Genomic DNA, 15,650 nt, shown 5'->3' with positions numbered 1-15,650 from the left:
TTATCGACCGACAACCATGGGCGACGTCGTGCTCGACACCGCGCCCGTGTATCGTCGCGCGAGCATCGCATCGGCGATTTTTTCGGCCATCATGACGGTCGGGATATTCGTATTTGCCGAAGGCAACCTCGGCATCAGCGATGCATCGACGACCCGCAAGCCTTGCGCGCCACGCACGCTCCCCGCGTTGTCCGTCACAGCCATGATGTCGTTCGCATCGCCCATCTTGCAGGTGCCGCTCGCGTGCCATACGCCGAACACATTGGCGCGAATGAACGACTCAAGCGCATTCTCGTCGGCAAGCAGGGTGGACATTCGCTGGCCTCGCGTGAAAAACCGTTCGATCAGCGTCCGCCGGATCGGCGCAGGCGTGTCGAGCAGCACTCCAAGCAGCGCGGTCAGCGCGGCATTGCCGGTTCCGACACGGCTAAGCGCTTTGACTCGTGGTGAAAACGCCGCGGGGAAAAAATCGCGTGAATCGTGACCGAGCCCTGAGGCCTCGACGATTTTCGCGAGCATTCGTACGCCGAAAGCGAGGCGCGCGACATCGCGCGGATCGTCGAGCAGATTCAGATCGACGCGCGGCGGCACTGCGGGCTCGGGTGAAACCAGTTGCACACGGCCGCGTGAATACGGGCGATTGCACCAGAGAAAGAACAGCCCGAGCCGCTTGCCGAGCGCATGCCATGCGGCCCGAGTCGCACTCGACAGATACAGATCGGACGCATCGCACCCCGCCACGCCCGAGGTGAAACGCGCGGCTGTCATACTCGCGCGACGCTGCGACAAAGGCACGCGATAACGTCGCTCGAGAAAATGGCAGAAGGTCAGCGACGGATGATCCTGAAGATTACGTCCCACGCCCGGCAGATCGATCATGCAATCGATGCCGAGCGCGCTCAGTTCATCCCGCGCACCGACGCCCGCTCGCATCAGCAGCGCCGGCGATTGCAGCGCGCCTGCACACAGCACAACTTCATTCGCCTCGAAACGCACACGGGCGCCGTCGCGCGCGACAGCCACCACACCGCGCGCAACCATGCCCTCCATCACAATGCGCTCGACGCGCAGTTCCGGATAGATGTGCAGATTGCGGCGCCTGCGTGTCTGCTCATCCAGATAGGCGACGGCGGTCGAAATGCGCTTGCCGTCGAGATTCGAGAACGCGCCGGGAAAGTAGCCGTCGCCGAACTCGCCGTTCTGATCCAGCAGGCTGGCGAAACCGTTTTTACGCATCCCGTCGGCAAACGCATGGCAGAACGGCGGCCAGTCGTCCTGAAGGATACGGCGAATAGGCACCGGACCAGCGCTGCCGTGCAACTCGCCTTCCGGGAAATTCACGTCGCGTTCGAGCTTGCGGAAATACGGCAACACGTCCTGCCACGCCCAGCCGCTTGCGCCATTGGCGGCCCAGTCGTCGTAGTCGCGCGGCAGGCCGCGATTGGCCGATTGCACGTTGATACTCGATCCGCCACCCATCACGCGCCCTTGCTCATAGACACGCGGCGCGGCCGTTCGGGTCGCGCTCGCTTTGAGCTCCGGCCAGATGTAGGTGTCGCCGCAGAAAACCGGCATGGGATAGCTGTCGAGAATCGCCGCAGGCACAGCGCCCGGCGGCGTATCCTGACCCGCCTCGATCAACGCGACGCGCAACGACGGTACTGCCGACAAGCGGTGCGCAAGCACGCATCCGGCCGATCCACCGCCCACAATCACGTAATCGAAACGCTCCATATGCTTTGTCTCCTGCGTTTTTTGCTACGGGGTATTGCCGTTATGTCGTCTTGCGTTCGGCTCAACTGCCGCGAAACACCGGTTTACGTTTGCCATGAAACGCTTCGACCCCCTCGCGGAAATCGTCGGACGTGCGCAGACGGCTATAGCAATGCCCTTCGAGTTCGATCGCGATCGAGAGCGGCGCATCTTCGCTGTCGTTCAGCAGCTTCTTGGCGGTGCGTTGCGCGAGCGGCGAGAAGGCCCGCAGTTCATCCACCAACGCATCGGTCGCGGCTTCGAGTTGCGCATCGGCCACGCACTCCACCGCGATGCCCCAGTCGTAAGCCTGCTTGCCCGGAATGCGGCGCGAGCGCATGACGATGTCCTTGGTTCGACCGACACCGACCATCTGCTGCAAACGCGCCGAACCACCCGAGCCCGGAATCTGGCCGAGCTTCTGCTCCGGAAGTGCGTAAAAGGTGGTGTCGGTGGCGATGCGGAAATCGCACGCGAGCGACAGTTCGAAACCCACGCCGAAGCAAAAACCACGATTGGCGGCGATCACCGGCTTCGAGCAACGCGCGGGTGCCGCGATATTCCAGGCGAGCTTGGACACGTGTTCCGGCGACGCCTCGAGAAAGCCCTTGATGTCGCCGCCGCTCGAGAAGTGTTCACCCGTGGCGCGCACGACGATCACGCGTACGCGCTCGTCTTCGTCGAGCGCTTCGAACGCCGCGCGCAACTGGTCGCGTGCGTGCATCGAAATCACGTTAAACGGCGGCCGATGCAGGATGATGTCAGCCCGCTCGCGTTCGGCGTCGATCTCGATCGAAAAGCCGTCGAGTTCCTGCAGCAGGCTCTGGCCGCGGTGAGTCAAGTCGGTCATGGGGTTACTCCTTGGTAGTTTCCGTGTGTGTGGCAATGAATGCGCCGCTGGCGCGGCTGCGGTCGCCGTCATTGGCGTCATCGGGCTGATCACGGCCGTCGCGTTCGTACTCGCCCGCGGACAGCTTGCGGCGCAAGATCTTGCCCACCGGCGACTTCGGAATGTCGTCGACGAAGACGTAATCGCGCGGCCGCTTGAAGTTGACGAGATTGGACGTTCGGCAATACGCATCGAGCGTTTCGGCATCGACGTATTCCCGGCGTTTGACGAAGGCGACGACCCGCTGGCCCCACCGCTCGTCTTTCACGCCTGCCACCGCCACCTCGTCGACGGCGGGATGCAGCGACAGCACCGATTCGATATCGACCGGCGAGATGTTCTCGCCGCCGCTGATGATCATGTCGTCGACGCGTCCGGACACGTACAGGTCGCCTTCGAGGTCGAAGAAGCCGGTGTCGCCGGTGAAATACCAGCCGTCGCGTAATGATTTGGCGTTGGCGTCCGGGCGGTTCCAGTAGCCTTCGAAGGCTTCGTCGCCTAGCAGGTCCGCGATGATCTGGCCTTCTTCGCCAACCTGTGCGAGATCCTCCGGCGTTTGCGCATCGAGCTTCACGACGCGCAGGCGCGTATTGATGCCGGCGCGCCCTGCACTGCCAGGTTTGCGCGTCGCATCCTGGTCGATGCTGAAGGTGTAGACCTCCGACGAGCCGTAATGATTGACGAACAGTTCCGGTTTGAAAGCAGCCGAGAGCCGCTTGAGCAAACCGTCGTTCATCGGCGCGCCGGCAAAGCCGAGCTTTTTCACCGAGGTCGTGTCGATTGCGGCAAAAGCCGGATCGGCGAGCAGATCGTGATAAAGCGTCGGCACCAGATAAAGACAGCTGATCCGATACTGCGCGATTGAATCGAGCGCGAAACGGGCGTTCCAACGGCGTGCGCAAACGAACACGCCGTCAACCATGGCCATCGAGAGCAGCGAGCGCACGCCCATCGTGTGATACAGCGGCATCACCCCGAGCGTGCGTTCGCCATGCCGGTACAGATTCTGCGCAACATGGGCGAGCGCGGCGGCGCGTTCATGACGGTGACGGCGCGGCACGCCCTTGGCCTTGCCCGTGGTGCCCGACGTGTAAAGAATCAGCGAGTAGTCGTCCGCATTCGCGCGAGTGGTCTGGATACCGGCATCACGCGAGCGCTCGGCGAGGAGTGTTGCGAAACCGGCGGTGCGGCCTTGCGCGTCGTCGAGCCCGATGCGCGGCAGAGTTTGCGCAGCCGGACTTTGCGTGACCGCTTCGGCACTGACCGGTTCATAGACGATGGCCTTCACGCCCGCATCGGTCACGCAGTAATCGAGCTCCTCAGGCTTCGCACGCCAGTTCAACGGCACGATCACGATACCGGCGAACTGGCAGGCCCAGTGCAAGGTGGCCATTTCCCAGCGGTTTTGCAGTACGACGAGCAGCCGGTCCCCGTGCGCGAGACCCAATTCGCGCAGGCCTTCGGCGACATTCTCAATGATGCGATGCCACTGCGCGTAGGTCAGCGTCATGTCGCCATCGACCAGAGCGAGCGCGTTCGGGCTGCGCTCAACGCTTTGCAAATAGGTTCGGCCGAGATCAAGCATGAACGGTCTCCACGGTCTCATCCGCCTGCTTGCCTGCCTGACGTCTCGCCGCTACGTCCAGCACTGCCGCGACGATCGGCGTATAGCCCGTACAGCGGCACAGATGGCCCGAGAGCATGTCGCGCACCTGCGCCTCGGTGGGATCGGGCACGCGCTTCAGATAGTCCGCGCACGACATCAGAATGCCGGCCGTACAGAAGCCGCACTGCAACGCGTGGTGGCGCTGGAATGCCTGCTGCAGATCGCTGAGCGCCATATCGGGCGCGTGGCCTTCGACTGTATCGATGCGACGTCCTTGCGCCTGCACCGCCAGCATCAGGCAAGAACGCCCTGCCACGCCGTCGATGTGCACCGTGCACGCGCCGCAGACGCCATGTTCGCAACCGACATGGGTGCCGGTCGCGCCCAGTTCGTGACGGATAAAATCCGACAGCAGTTCGCGCGGCTCGCAATAGCCGCTGCGTTCACGGCCGTTGAGCGTCAGCGTGATGCACTGCCGGTCACCCTGCCGCAAGATGTTGTCTCCAGACGTGTTGCTCACTTTACTTTGCCTCCTCGATCACGCGCCATCCGAGTTGCCGGACCAGATGCCGGCGATAGGTCGCGCTAATGTGCGCGTCGTCCTGCGCGCCCAGCTTCCAGCTCAAATCGTTCAATGCACTGCGAAGGTCTTCGCTGTGCAGCCGCGGCCATGTTTCGACCACCGGCCGATCCGCGACACCACCCACCGCGAGGCGGATCGAGTCGCTCGTCACCACCGCCGCGCACGCGACCATCGCGAAATCGCCATGACGTGCGGAGAATTCGGTGAAGCCGTAGCGTTCGCCGGGCTTCTTTAGCGGGAAACTGACCGCTTCGATCAGTTCGTCCGGTGCGCGCGCCGTCATCAACATTCCCTGAAAAAATTCCTCGGCCTTCAGGACACGCTTTTTCTTTTTCGAGCGCAGCGTCACATCGCCACCGAGCGCCGCCAGCACAAGCGGCAATTCCGCGCTCGGATCGGCGTGGGCAATCGAGCCGCACACCGTGCCGCGATTGCGAATCTGAAAGTGCGAAATGTGCGGGAACGCCATCGCCAGCAGGGGCACTTCATCGCGCAGTGACGCGCGCCACTCGACGCTGCCCTGCGTGGCGGCCGCGCCCACAATCAGCCGGCCTGCTTCGTTATCGACGCGCACCGCATTCAGTTCGTCCGTGCGCGAGATATCGACCAGCATGCGCGGCTGCGCAAGCCGCATGTTCAGCACCGCCATCAGCGACTGCCCCCCGGCCAGTACGCGAGCGTCTTCGCCGTTTTGCGCGAGTGCGTCGAGCGCATCCTGCGTGGTCATCGCGCGCAGATAATCGAACGGCGCGGGTTTCATGCCTGTCTCCTGAAACGTGCGAGCAACCGCGATAGCCACCCGCCTCCGGTCTTTACCGGTTTGCCCGCGGCCTGGCGTCCGAGCGATTCGAACAGTTGCCGCAACACGACCTTGGCCGCCCCTTCGAGCATGCGTCCACCGACGGCCGCGACCTTGCCCGACACCTGGGCTTCGTAGTCATAGGAAAGACGCGTGCCGCTTTCGATCGGCGTCAACTCGACGAGGCCGCTGCCACGCGCGCTGCCGAGCGGCGACATGCCCGCGCCAGCGAGGCGCAGCCGATGTGGCGCGTCGATTTCCGACAATCCGATCTTCGCTTCGAAGCGCGCCTTGATCATGCCCACGCCGACCGTCACGTCGGCGCGATACTGGTTCGTGCCTTCGGCTTCGAGCGCGTGGCAACCCGGTATCACTTTGGCGAGCGCCTGCGGATCGAGCAGCACGGCAAAAATGGCTTCCGGCGACGCCGGCAGATCGACGCTGCCTTGCGCGGTCAGCGCCTTGCCGCCGCCGGGCATCGCCGGCTTCGCCGCCGGCGTGTCGCGCAACTCGGGACGCGACGGCGCCGGGTCGTCGATACCGATGAGCGCCATGACCTTCGAGGGCGTCAGCGGCAAACGGATATCGTCGACGCCGAGCGCGTCCGCCACCGCATTCGCGATGCACGGCGGCGTGCTCATGTTGTTGCCCTCGCCAAGTCCTTTCGCGCCCAACGGCGTGAACGGACTTGGCGTTTCCAGATGCACGATCAGCGGATCGGGCACTTCACAGGTGGTCGGCATCAGATAATCGGCGAGCGTGCCGGACTGGAAGCTGCCATCCGCGCCGTAACGGAATTCCTCCATCAACGCCGCGCCGAGACCTTGCGCGAACGCGCCGCGAATCTGGCCATCGGCGAGCGCGGGGTTCAGCAGCGTGCCGGCGTCGTGCGCGGTGACGTATCGGTCGATCCGCACGCGGCCCGTGGCGTGGTCCACTTCCACTGCGCACATGTCGAACGCAAACCCGTAAGCCGCCGACGTGTTGATGCGATCGTTCTCATCCGGCGCGGCCATGTTCGGCGGGTTCCAGAACACCGTCTCACGCAAGCCGGGCTCCTCGCCTTCAGGCAAGAGCGCGGGCGCCCAATGCGGCGCATTGGCGGCGACGCGGCCGAACGGCTGCGCGCGATCCTCCGCACCCGCCGCGTAAATGCGGCCGCCTTCAAAACGCACCTCGTCCGGTGCGCAACCCAACTGCTTCGACACGATGCGCGCGACCTTATCGCGTACCCGCACGGCCGCCAGATGCACCGTGCCCGCCACCGCGCCGGCAAAGCGGCTCGAGTAATTGCCCGCCGCCACCGACCACGCGTCCTTATGCGTATCGAACTCGACATTGACGACGACGTCTTGCGGCGAGACGCCGAGCACATCCGCGACCACCTGCGCGCACACCGTCATATGCCCCTGGCCCGCGGGCGTCGACGCAATCGTCACCACCACGCCGCCTAACAGATCGACGCTGACCGTGGCGCTCGCGATCGCGCCGCTCTTCGGGCCGGCCTTCCTGCGCGCGTCGGCGGGCATTACCGTCGTGATATAGCCCATGTTCGACACCGACGGCTCGACGATCGCCGCGAAGCCGATACCGTACAGCCGCCCTTCCTTGCGCGCCGCCTCGCGGCGCGCGCGCAGTTCGTCGTAGCCGCCTTCGGCCAGCGCGCGGCGCAGCGCCTCCTGATAGTTGCCCGAGTCGAGCAAGGCACCCGCTGCGGCGCGATACGGGAAAGCATTGGCGGCGACGAAATTGCGGCGATACACGTCGAGCACGTCCAGCTTCAACTCAAGCGCGATGCGTTGCATCAGGCGTTCGAGCGCGAAGTAAACCTGCGGGCCACCAAAGCCGCGCACGAGACCCGTGGGCGTCTTGTTGGTCAGCACGACGCGATTGCGCACCAGCAGATTGTCGATGGCATAGGCGCCGGTCAGGCAGCCATGCATCCGGTAGAACGTCGCCGGCTCCGGCGCGCGCAGATAGCCGCCGCAATCCTCAAGTTGATCGTAGGAGAGCGCGGTAATACGGCCGTCGCTTTCGACAGCCGCCTCGAGCGTCGACAGGCGTGCCGTCGCGGAGGTCGCCGCGCTCAGATGTTCGAGCCGGTCCTCGACCCACTTCACCGGCGCGCCAGCCTTGCGGGAGGCGAGGCACATCAGCACGACATAGGGAAACACCGCCTGCTTCACGCCGAAACTACCGCCCGAATCGCGCGGCGCCTTGTGACGCAGACGATTGGCCGGCACGTTGAGCGCCATCGCCATCACCGCATGCAGCGAGAACGGGCCCATGAAATTCGACGTGACGTCGTAGCCCTCGTCGCCCGCCAGATATTCGGCGATCACCACGCCGCATTCGATCGGCGCACAGGTATTGCGCGGATAATGCGCGACCAGTTTCACGCGATGTGGCGTTTTCTCGAACGCAGCTTCGGGGTCGCCATAGCGGAAGCTGCGGTCGCTGATCACATTGGTGCCGACCTTTTCATGCAGCACCGTTGACTCCCCGCTCACCGCCTGTTCGATCGTCGTGACCGGATCGAGCGTGGCGTATTCGACCTTGAGAAGATCGAGTCCGTCTTCGGCGATGGCGCGCGATTCCGCCAGCACCACCGCGACCGGTTCGCCGACATAGCGCACGCGGTCCATCGCGAGCGCCCACTGCTCCATCGGCGATTTCACCCCGACCACGAAGGGCCGCGACCACGCCCGCAAGTCGTCGCGCGTCAGGATCGCGCGAACGCCGGGCAGTTTCGACGCGGCTTCGGTATGGATGGCAACGAGTTCCGCATGGGCATGCGGTGAGCGCAGAATCGCCGCATGCAGGGTGCCGGGTTTGGTGCCGAGATCGTCGCCATAGCGGCCGCGGCCCGTCAGAATCGCGGGGTCCTCGAGACGTTCCATCGGGCGGCCGAGATAGGTCTGTGGATGCTTTACGCCTTCGCCGTGGGTTGGTTCCATCTCCACAGCCGCAGCCTGGCCTGAATTAATCATGTCGCGCTGATTCATTCATCGGCTCCTTCACGGCGGCCCGCGAACTCATCGGCGAGTCCGCTCCAGCGCTGGGCGATCTCGCGGTGCTCGATGCCGAACAGATCCAGAATCCGACCGACCGTATGATCGACCACGTCCTCGATGGTCTTCGGATGGGCGTAGAACGCAGGCACCGGCGGCATCACGATCGCGCCCATCTCGGTGGCGAGCGTCATGTTGCGCAAGTGCGCGAGATTGAGCGGTGTTTCCCGCGCCACCAGCACCAGTCGGCGACGCTCCTTGAGCATGACGTCGGCGGCTCGCGTCAGCAGGTTGTCGGCGAAGCCATTGGCCACGCCCGCGAGCGTTTTCATCGAGCACGGCGCGATAACCATGCCCGCGGTGATGAACGAACCGCTCGCCACCGCCGCGCCGATATCGCGCACGTTGTAGACCACGTCGGCGAGGCTCTCCAGATCGCCGCGCGTCGTGCCCAGTTCCTGAGCCGCCGTCACCGCGCCGGAAGCCGACACGATCAGATGCGTCTCATGTGTGCCGAGGCGGCGCAGCGCGGCAAGCAGGCGCACGCCGATCAATGCGCCGCTCGCGCCCGAAATGCCCACGACAATCCGCTCACGCTTGTTGTCACGCATGAACGTCACCCAGATAGGTATTCAACGCGGCGTTGTCACCGGCAACAAGCGCTTCCAGATCCACCGAGTCCTGCCCCGGAATGCGCACGCGCGTGAACACGTGCGCCGCATAAGCCACCGGCCGCGTGGCGTCGAGCCCCATCTTCGCGCTGATGCCCTGCAGATGCGCCGGGGCGTCGTCCGGCTGGCCCACGGTGGTCGACGGATCGAGCGGCGAGCCCTGCGCGCCTTCGATCACGATCAGATCGCGATCGGCCTGGAAGCGCGTGGCGATGGCCCATTCGATTTCAGCGGGGTCGTGCACGTTCACGTCGGGGTCGACGACAACAACCTGTTTGATGTCGTAGTGCGCGCCGAACGCACACAGGATCACGTTTTTCGCTTCACCTTCGCGCTTTTTCTCGAACTGGATCCACAGGTGATAACGGCACACGCCGCCAACCGACAGGTGCACGTCTTTCACGTTCGGATGGCTGCGTTGCAGATGCGCCAGCAGCGTTGCCTCGCGTGGAATCGCGCCGAGCAGCAGATGTTCCATCTCGGCCGGCACAATCGTGTGATAAATCGGCTTCGCGCGGTGCGTGAGCGCCGTGACCTCGATCACCTCACGCGCCTCTCGCGCGCTGTAATACTTTGGAAACTCGCCGAACGGGCCTTCCTGCTCGCGCACGTTCGGCAGGATGCGCCCTTCGATCACGATCTCCGCGAAGGCCGGCACCTTCACGCCGTTGCTCACGCACTTCACGACCGGCAGCGGCGCGCCGTGCAGTGCGCCCGCGATCTCCAGCTCGTCGTGATCGATCGGCGTGATCGCCTGCGAAGCGAGCATCGTCAGTGGGTCCACGCCAATTACCACGGCGAGCTCGAGTGGCTCTCCCGCGGCTTCCGCGGTTCGCTGAAAGGCGTACAGATGACGCGGCAGCAAAAGGATCGCCATACGGTCCGGTCCATGCACCTGGATCCGGTTGATCGATACGTTCTGGATGCCTGTGCGCGGATTGCGCGCGATCACGAGACCGGCGGTGATATACGGGCCGCTATCGTGTTCGCTATGCGTCGGAATGGGCAGCAGCTTGTGTAGATCGATCCCTTCGGTATGGATGACCTGCTGGCATAGCGCGGTGCTCGCCGGGACGTCCTGCCAGGCGAGCGGATGCTCGGCGGCGTCGCGAAAACGCTGCAGCAGCTGGTCCTCACTCACGCCCATCGCTTCGGCGATCCATGCGCGCCTCGACATGAAACCGCTGACCACCGGAATCGCGTGGCCGCCGGGCTGAACGAACACTGCGGCACGCGAGCCGTCGAGCTTTTTCGCAATCGCAGCGAGTTCGTGTTCGAGCGCAACAGGGTGTTCGATGGTGGCCACCCGCCCGCTCGCCGACAGGTGCTCGAGCCAGCTTCGCAGCGAGCGGGCGGGACGCACGCCGGCGCCCGGAGAATCCATCGTTTCGAGAGAAGCGGTACCGCGAGAACTCATCTGGGTCTCCCTATGTCGTGTCAAAGTCCGCCCCTGTTCTGTTTAGCGAGCGCACAGTGGATATGCATGGAGCGTAGCGAGAATGACGTATAAGTTCTAATAGTGTTTTTTGATTCGCTACATCATTTCGGCTGATATACGTGTTACCCCTGATGACGTTGGAGAGCGTCCTAAGTATTAATAGCAGCGAGCCTGAAATACGCATGCTGCAACGGCCTTTTAGTGACCGATCGGCACGCCCGTCCCACACGAATTGGCAGATCGGCCGCTCCGTAGTGGTTGATAATAGGGACAGTCAACATCAAAAATATTGAAGACGTCGAAGTCTGATCGAACACACCCATGGACCTGAAACAGATTCAATATTTCATCGCGCTGTTCGAAGACGGCTCGGTCACTCGCGCGGCCAAGCGTCTGAATATCGTTCAGCCGGCGCTCAGCATGCAGGTCGCCAAGCTCGAGGAGGAACTGCATCAGCAACTGTTCGAGCGCGGCTCGCACGGGATGACGCCGACCGCCGCCGGGCGGCTCATGTACCGGCTCTTCCTGCCGATCATGCGCGACCTTGCGCACGCGCGGCAACAGCTCATCCAGCGCGACGAGATCGTCACCGGGCGCGTGTCGATCGGGTTGATTGCGTCGATCAGCGAAAGCGTGCTGGCCGATTCGCTGTCGCGCTATCACGAGAAATATCCGCATGTCGAAGTCACCGTCTCGGACGGCTACAGCGCGACCTTCATCGACTGGGTCGCCGGCGGCCAGCTCGATGCGGCGCTCATCAATAAACCGCGCGGCAAGCTCTCACTCGATGCGCACGCGATCCTCGACGAAGAAATGGTGCTCGCCACCAGTGCGGCACACGGCCCCGACCTGCCCCACGCAATCGAACTCGCCAAGCTGCCCGAACTCGAACTGGTGCTGCCGACCAAGCGGCACGGCCTGCGCGGCGTGCTCGATACCGCCGCGCAGCACGAGGACGTGCTCCTCACGCCACGCTTCGAAATCGATGTGCTCAGCAGCATCGTGCAACTGGTCGGCAAGACGCGCTTCGCGACCATCCTGCCGCGCATCGTGGTCGAGCGCGCGGTCCGGGCGGGCACGCTGCGCGCTTATCCGATTCTGGCGCCACGCATCGTGCGCCACATCGTCTGCATCACGCATCCGCGCCGGCCGCTAAGCGCCGCCGCGGAAGCGCTGATCTCGATCATCGCCGACGAACTGCGTCAGGTGCTGAACGCCGCGCCGCTGGATGCGACGAAGGACACCCCTGCCCCGACGAAGAAAACTTCATCGAACTGAAACCCATCTGCCTGAACGCGGGCGTGCCGGCGCAAAGGGGAACCATGGGTCAGCAGGCAATGCGCGCGAACCGTGGCGCCGCCAACGTGCGGCGTGCAGGCCGCAGGATGCCGAAGTTCGCGGACTTGCCGGGCCGGACAGAAGCCGTTCCCATCCAGTCGTCCGATTTAGTGAAGGCGCGATGCGCGGCGGATGACCGGCTCGCGTCAGGCGCTGCATCCCCCAATCAAACGCAGCGGAACGCGAGCGTCCTGACGTTCGAATCGGTGCCAAAGGCGGTTAGAATGCGGTGAATCCACGGTTCGCGCACAAGCGGTACCTAAGGGTCCGACGCGAAAAGACAGCTCAAAATGGAACGACAGACCGACTCTCGCGCCCCGCGCCCGAAAGAAGCCGCCACCCGACAACCTGCACCGGCTCATCTTGGTGACATGCTTGACAGCCTGAGCGACGGTTTCATGTCGATAGACAGATCGTGGCGCTTCACCTACCTTAACCATACAGCCGAACGATACCTGCAGCAGAAGCGGGAAGACCTGCTCGGACGCGACATATGGCAGTGTTACCCGGACCTGGTCGACTCCGGCTACTATCGCATCTATCAGCAAACAGCGGCCACTGGACTCCCCGCCCGGCACACTGACTATTACGCCCCGCTCGATACATGGTTTGAGGCCCGTTCATTTGCTCACGACGATGGCATTACGGTGCTCTTTCGCGATGTCACGCGCGAACGCAAGCACGCGTCGCAACTGGAATTTGAAGCGAGTCACGACTATCTGACTGGTTTGGCCAATCGGCGCAAGTGCATGGAAGCGCTATCGCAGGCGGTCGCTGCAGCTGCTTCATCCGGCACTGCGCGTCGTGCCTCGCTGGCAGTCCTATTTATTGATCTGGACCATTTCAAGGAAGTCAACGACGCGTTCGGCCATGCTGTGGGCGATGAGCTGCTGCGCGGCATCGCGAAACGGCTACTCGCAATTCTTAAACCTGATTTTTTTGCTGCGCGCGTCGGAGGCGACGAGTTTGTTCTTTTGTTACGCGACACGACCGCAAGCGCGGCTGAAGCGTTCGCTCACGCGGTGCTCAGCGATCTCGCAATCCCGTTCGAAGCGTGCGGAAGATCCATCTCCCTGTCGGCTAGCATCGGCATCGCGCTGCCGGGAGCAACACCGGACTCAGCCGAGGCATTGCTGAGCCACGCCGACACGGCCATGTACGCGGCGAAGTCATCCGGCCGGTTTCAGGTGCGCCTGTACGATGGAGCCCTCGACCGGGGCATGCGTGACCGCCTTGCGTTACGCATGGAGCTTCGTGAGGCGTTTGCGGCGAACCAGTTCGAGCTCCATTTCCAGCCTCAGGTGGCACTCGCGGACGGTTCCCCAATCGGGGCCGAGGCGCTTCTTCGCTGGCGCCATCCCGAACGAGGCTTGCTGACACCGCACGCATTCCTGGATGTGCTGCTCGATTCTCCCTATGAAGCCGTGCTTGTCGAATGGCTGCTCAATGCGGTTTGTCGGCATATCCGGACATGGCGGCGATCGGGGGTATTCGTCCCTCACATCAGTCTCAATCTGTCGGCCCGGCAGCTCCTCGGGGCGGGACTTGCAGACACGATTCTCCGCATCGCGCGGGCACACGACGTGTCTCCCGCAACGCTCGATATCGAGGTGACGGAGGACTCTCTGGTGAGCGATATCGAACAGGCAACCTCCGTTCTTGCCGCGCTGAAGCAAGCCGGCATATTCACGTCGCTGGACGACTTCGGCTCTGGCTACTCCAGCCTCAGCTATCTTGTCCGACTGCCCATCGACGCACTGAAAATCGATAAGTCGTTTGTGCGGGCACTGGTCGACTGCGAGAAGGCGCCGGCGGTTATCCGAGGCATTGTCGGTCTCGCCCGTTCGCTCGGCATGAAGACTGTCGCGGAAGGCGTCGAGTGCCCAAGCCAGGCCGAAGAACTGAAGGACGCCGGCTGCGATGCCATTCAGGGTTATCTGGTCAGCCGCCCGCTTGACCCGGACGCATTTGCGGAATTCATGCTGCGTGGTGGAATGGAGCCAAAGTGACTCCAGGCTGGGCCTAAATCCTGAACACCGCCACCGTCTCTTTCAACATTCGCGCCTGTTCCTCGAGCGACTGGGCCGCTGCTGCGGCTTCTTCAACCAACGCGGCGTTGTTCTGCGTAACCGAATCCATTTCCGCGACGGCGCGGGCGACCTGCTCGATACCCGTGCTTTGCTCCGCCGAAGCGGCCGATATCTCGTCCATAATGTCCGCCACGCGGCGCACGCCGGTGAGGATCGCCTGCATGCGGCCGCCTGCCTCGGTGACCAACGTGCCGCCCGCCTGCACTTTTCCGCTCGACGTCTCGATCAGTTCCTTGATCTCCTTCGCGGCAGCCGACGAGCGCTGCGCCAGCATGCGTACTTCGGCCGCCACCACCGCGAAGCCGCGTCCCTGTTCTCCGGCGCGCGCAGCTTCGACCGCTGCATTGAGCGCCAGAATATTGGTCTGAAACGCGATGGCATCGATAATCGCAATGATGTCGCCGATACGGCCCGAGCTCTGATCGATTTCTTTCATCGTCGTCACCATGTCGCCGACCACGGCGTTGCCGTGGTCGGCCACGTTGGCCGCATTGGCAGCGAGAGTTTGCGCCTGGCGTGCATTCTCGGCGTTATGCCTTACCGTGCCGGTCAGCTCTTCCATGCTGGCGGCGGTTTCCTGTAACGACGCAGCCTGCTGCTCCGTCCGTGCGGACAGATGGAGATTGCCTGAGGCGATCTGTTGGGCCGCCGTGGCGATGGCATCGCTTGCGTGACGCACTGTTGTGACGGTGCTTACGAGGCCGTCGCGCATTTGCGAAAGACCGTGCAGCAGCAGGCCCATTTCGTCGTGCGAGCGCGCTTCGATCCGCTGCGACAGGTCGCCCCTCGCGATCCGGTTGAAGTGTCCCAGCGCCTCGCTGAGCGGAAGGCCGATCGCGCGGCGCAATGACATGAAGGTGAAGACGCCGGCGAGCAGCCCAAATACGACAGAGGCGATAGTTATTGCACGAAAGCGCTCAAAACTCGCCTCCGAGTCATCGTACTGCGCCTTTGCCTGATCGCGTTGAAACTGCTTGAGATCCGCGCTCACCGTGACATAGTCGGTATTCGCGAGCGCGATTTTCTTCAACGCGACCTTGACTGCCGCATCGTCCATGCCCTTGACCGAATCCGCAAAAGCATCCAGTTGGTTTTGCACCTCGCCACGCTTCGCACTGACCGCTGCGGCAAGACGATTTTCATCCGCTGTGGCAGGCAAGGCCAGATACTTCGTCCACGCATCCATCCCCTGCCCTTTGAGCATGCGGTAAGTGGCGATGTCTTTCTCGACCGTCGGGGCGGCCGGATCGAAAGCGATCCGGTCGACGGTCGTGCGCTCGCGGCTGATCGCGAGCTCCGCGTCGCCGATCAGCCGTGTGCTGGCGAGCCGGTTCGTGTAAGTCTCGCGGTTGGCGTCGTTGCTGCGCGCCATACCTGTCACGCCGAGCGCGCCAATCACCGTCAGCAGCACGCACAGGAAAAGTATCGCGGCGCCGAGGCGCGCGCGTATCGAAAGTTTTGACATCACGCGAA

At 63.4% G+C, this 15,650-nt stretch carries 11 protein-coding genes; 2 read left to right on the top strand and 9 right to left on the bottom strand.

Going from position 1 to position 15,650, the window contains the following annotated elements; all coding sequences use genetic code 11:
• From HWX91_RS18820 to HWX91_RS18785, 8 genes are all read right to left on the bottom strand, one after another.
• Positions 1–1,734: a GMC family oxidoreductase gene (locus HWX91_RS18820; protein ID WP_028199326.1), complete on the bottom strand. Its 1,734-nt coding sequence runs from the start codon at positions 1,732–1,734 to the stop codon at positions 1–3.
• Positions 1,735–1,795: 61 nt separating this feature from the next.
• Complete coding sequence (locus tag HWX91_RS18815) at positions 1,796–2,602, bottom strand: enoyl-CoA hydratase/isomerase family protein (protein WP_028199327.1); 807 nt, start codon at positions 2,600–2,602, stop codon at positions 1,796–1,798.
• Between the two features lie 4 nt (positions 2,603–2,606).
• Positions 2,607–4,226: an AMP-binding protein gene (locus HWX91_RS18810; RefSeq protein WP_081833209.1), complete on the bottom strand. Its 1,620-nt coding sequence runs from the start codon at positions 4,224–4,226 to the stop codon at positions 2,607–2,609.
• Positions 4,219–4,767, bottom strand: coding sequence for a (2Fe-2S)-binding protein (locus HWX91_RS18805; RefSeq protein WP_028199328.1), 549 nt, complete (start codon positions 4,765–4,767; stop codon positions 4,219–4,221). The genes HWX91_RS18810 and HWX91_RS18805 overlap by 8 nt, the downstream gene beginning before the upstream one ends.
• Before the next feature lies 1 nt (position 4,768).
• Positions 4,769–5,590 carry an FAD binding domain-containing protein gene (locus tag HWX91_RS18800; protein ID WP_028199329.1) on the bottom strand — a complete coding sequence of 274 codons (822 nt, stop codon included), beginning with the start codon at positions 5,588–5,590 and terminating at the stop codon, positions 4,769–4,771.
• The gene (locus tag HWX91_RS18795) at positions 5,587–8,586 is read right to left on the bottom strand and encodes a xanthine dehydrogenase family protein molybdopterin-binding subunit (protein ID WP_375792418.1); all 3,000 of its coding nucleotides are present in this window, start codon (positions 8,584–8,586) and stop codon (positions 5,587–5,589) included. Before HWX91_RS18795 ends, HWX91_RS18800 begins: the two co-directional genes overlap by 4 nt.
• A 44-nt stretch (positions 8,587–8,630) precedes the next feature.
• Complete coding sequence (locus tag HWX91_RS18790; RefSeq protein WP_042276520.1) at positions 8,631–9,251, bottom strand: UbiX family flavin prenyltransferase; 621 nt, start codon at positions 9,249–9,251, stop codon at positions 8,631–8,633.
• The gene (locus tag HWX91_RS18785; RefSeq protein WP_042276523.1) at positions 9,244–10,695 is read right to left on the bottom strand and encodes a UbiD family decarboxylase; all 1,452 of its coding nucleotides are present in this window, start codon (positions 10,693–10,695) and stop codon (positions 9,244–9,246) included. Before HWX91_RS18785 ends, HWX91_RS18790 begins: the two co-directional genes overlap by 8 nt.
• 375 nt (positions 10,696–11,070) lie before the next feature.
• Between HWX91_RS18785 and HWX91_RS18780 the strand changes: the two genes are divergently transcribed.
• Positions 11,071–12,027, top strand: a complete 957-nt coding sequence (locus HWX91_RS18780) for a LysR family transcriptional regulator (protein WP_028199333.1) — start codon at positions 11,071–11,073, stop codon at positions 12,025–12,027.
• Between the two features lie 350 nt (positions 12,028–12,377).
• On the top strand, positions 12,378–14,096 hold the full coding sequence (locus tag HWX91_RS18775) for a putative bifunctional diguanylate cyclase/phosphodiesterase (protein ID WP_244144089.1): 1,719 nt from the start codon (positions 12,378–12,380) through the stop codon (positions 14,094–14,096).
• Positions 14,097–14,109: 13 nt separating this feature from the next.
• On the opposite strand, the gene HWX91_RS41105 is transcribed toward HWX91_RS18775, so the two are convergent.
• Entirely contained in the window at positions 14,110–15,642 is a 1,533-nt protein-coding gene (locus tag HWX91_RS41105) for a methyl-accepting chemotaxis protein (RefSeq protein WP_028199336.1), read from the bottom strand.
• Positions 15,643–15,650: the final 8 nt, after the last annotated feature.

This window comes from Paraburkholderia fungorum, assembly GCF_902833645.1.
Lineage (GTDB): Bacteria > Pseudomonadota > Gammaproteobacteria > Burkholderiales > Burkholderiaceae > Paraburkholderia > Paraburkholderia fungorum.
The sequence above is the reverse complement of the archived record's forward strand: the minus strand, read 5'-3'. Positions and strand labels throughout refer to the sequence as shown.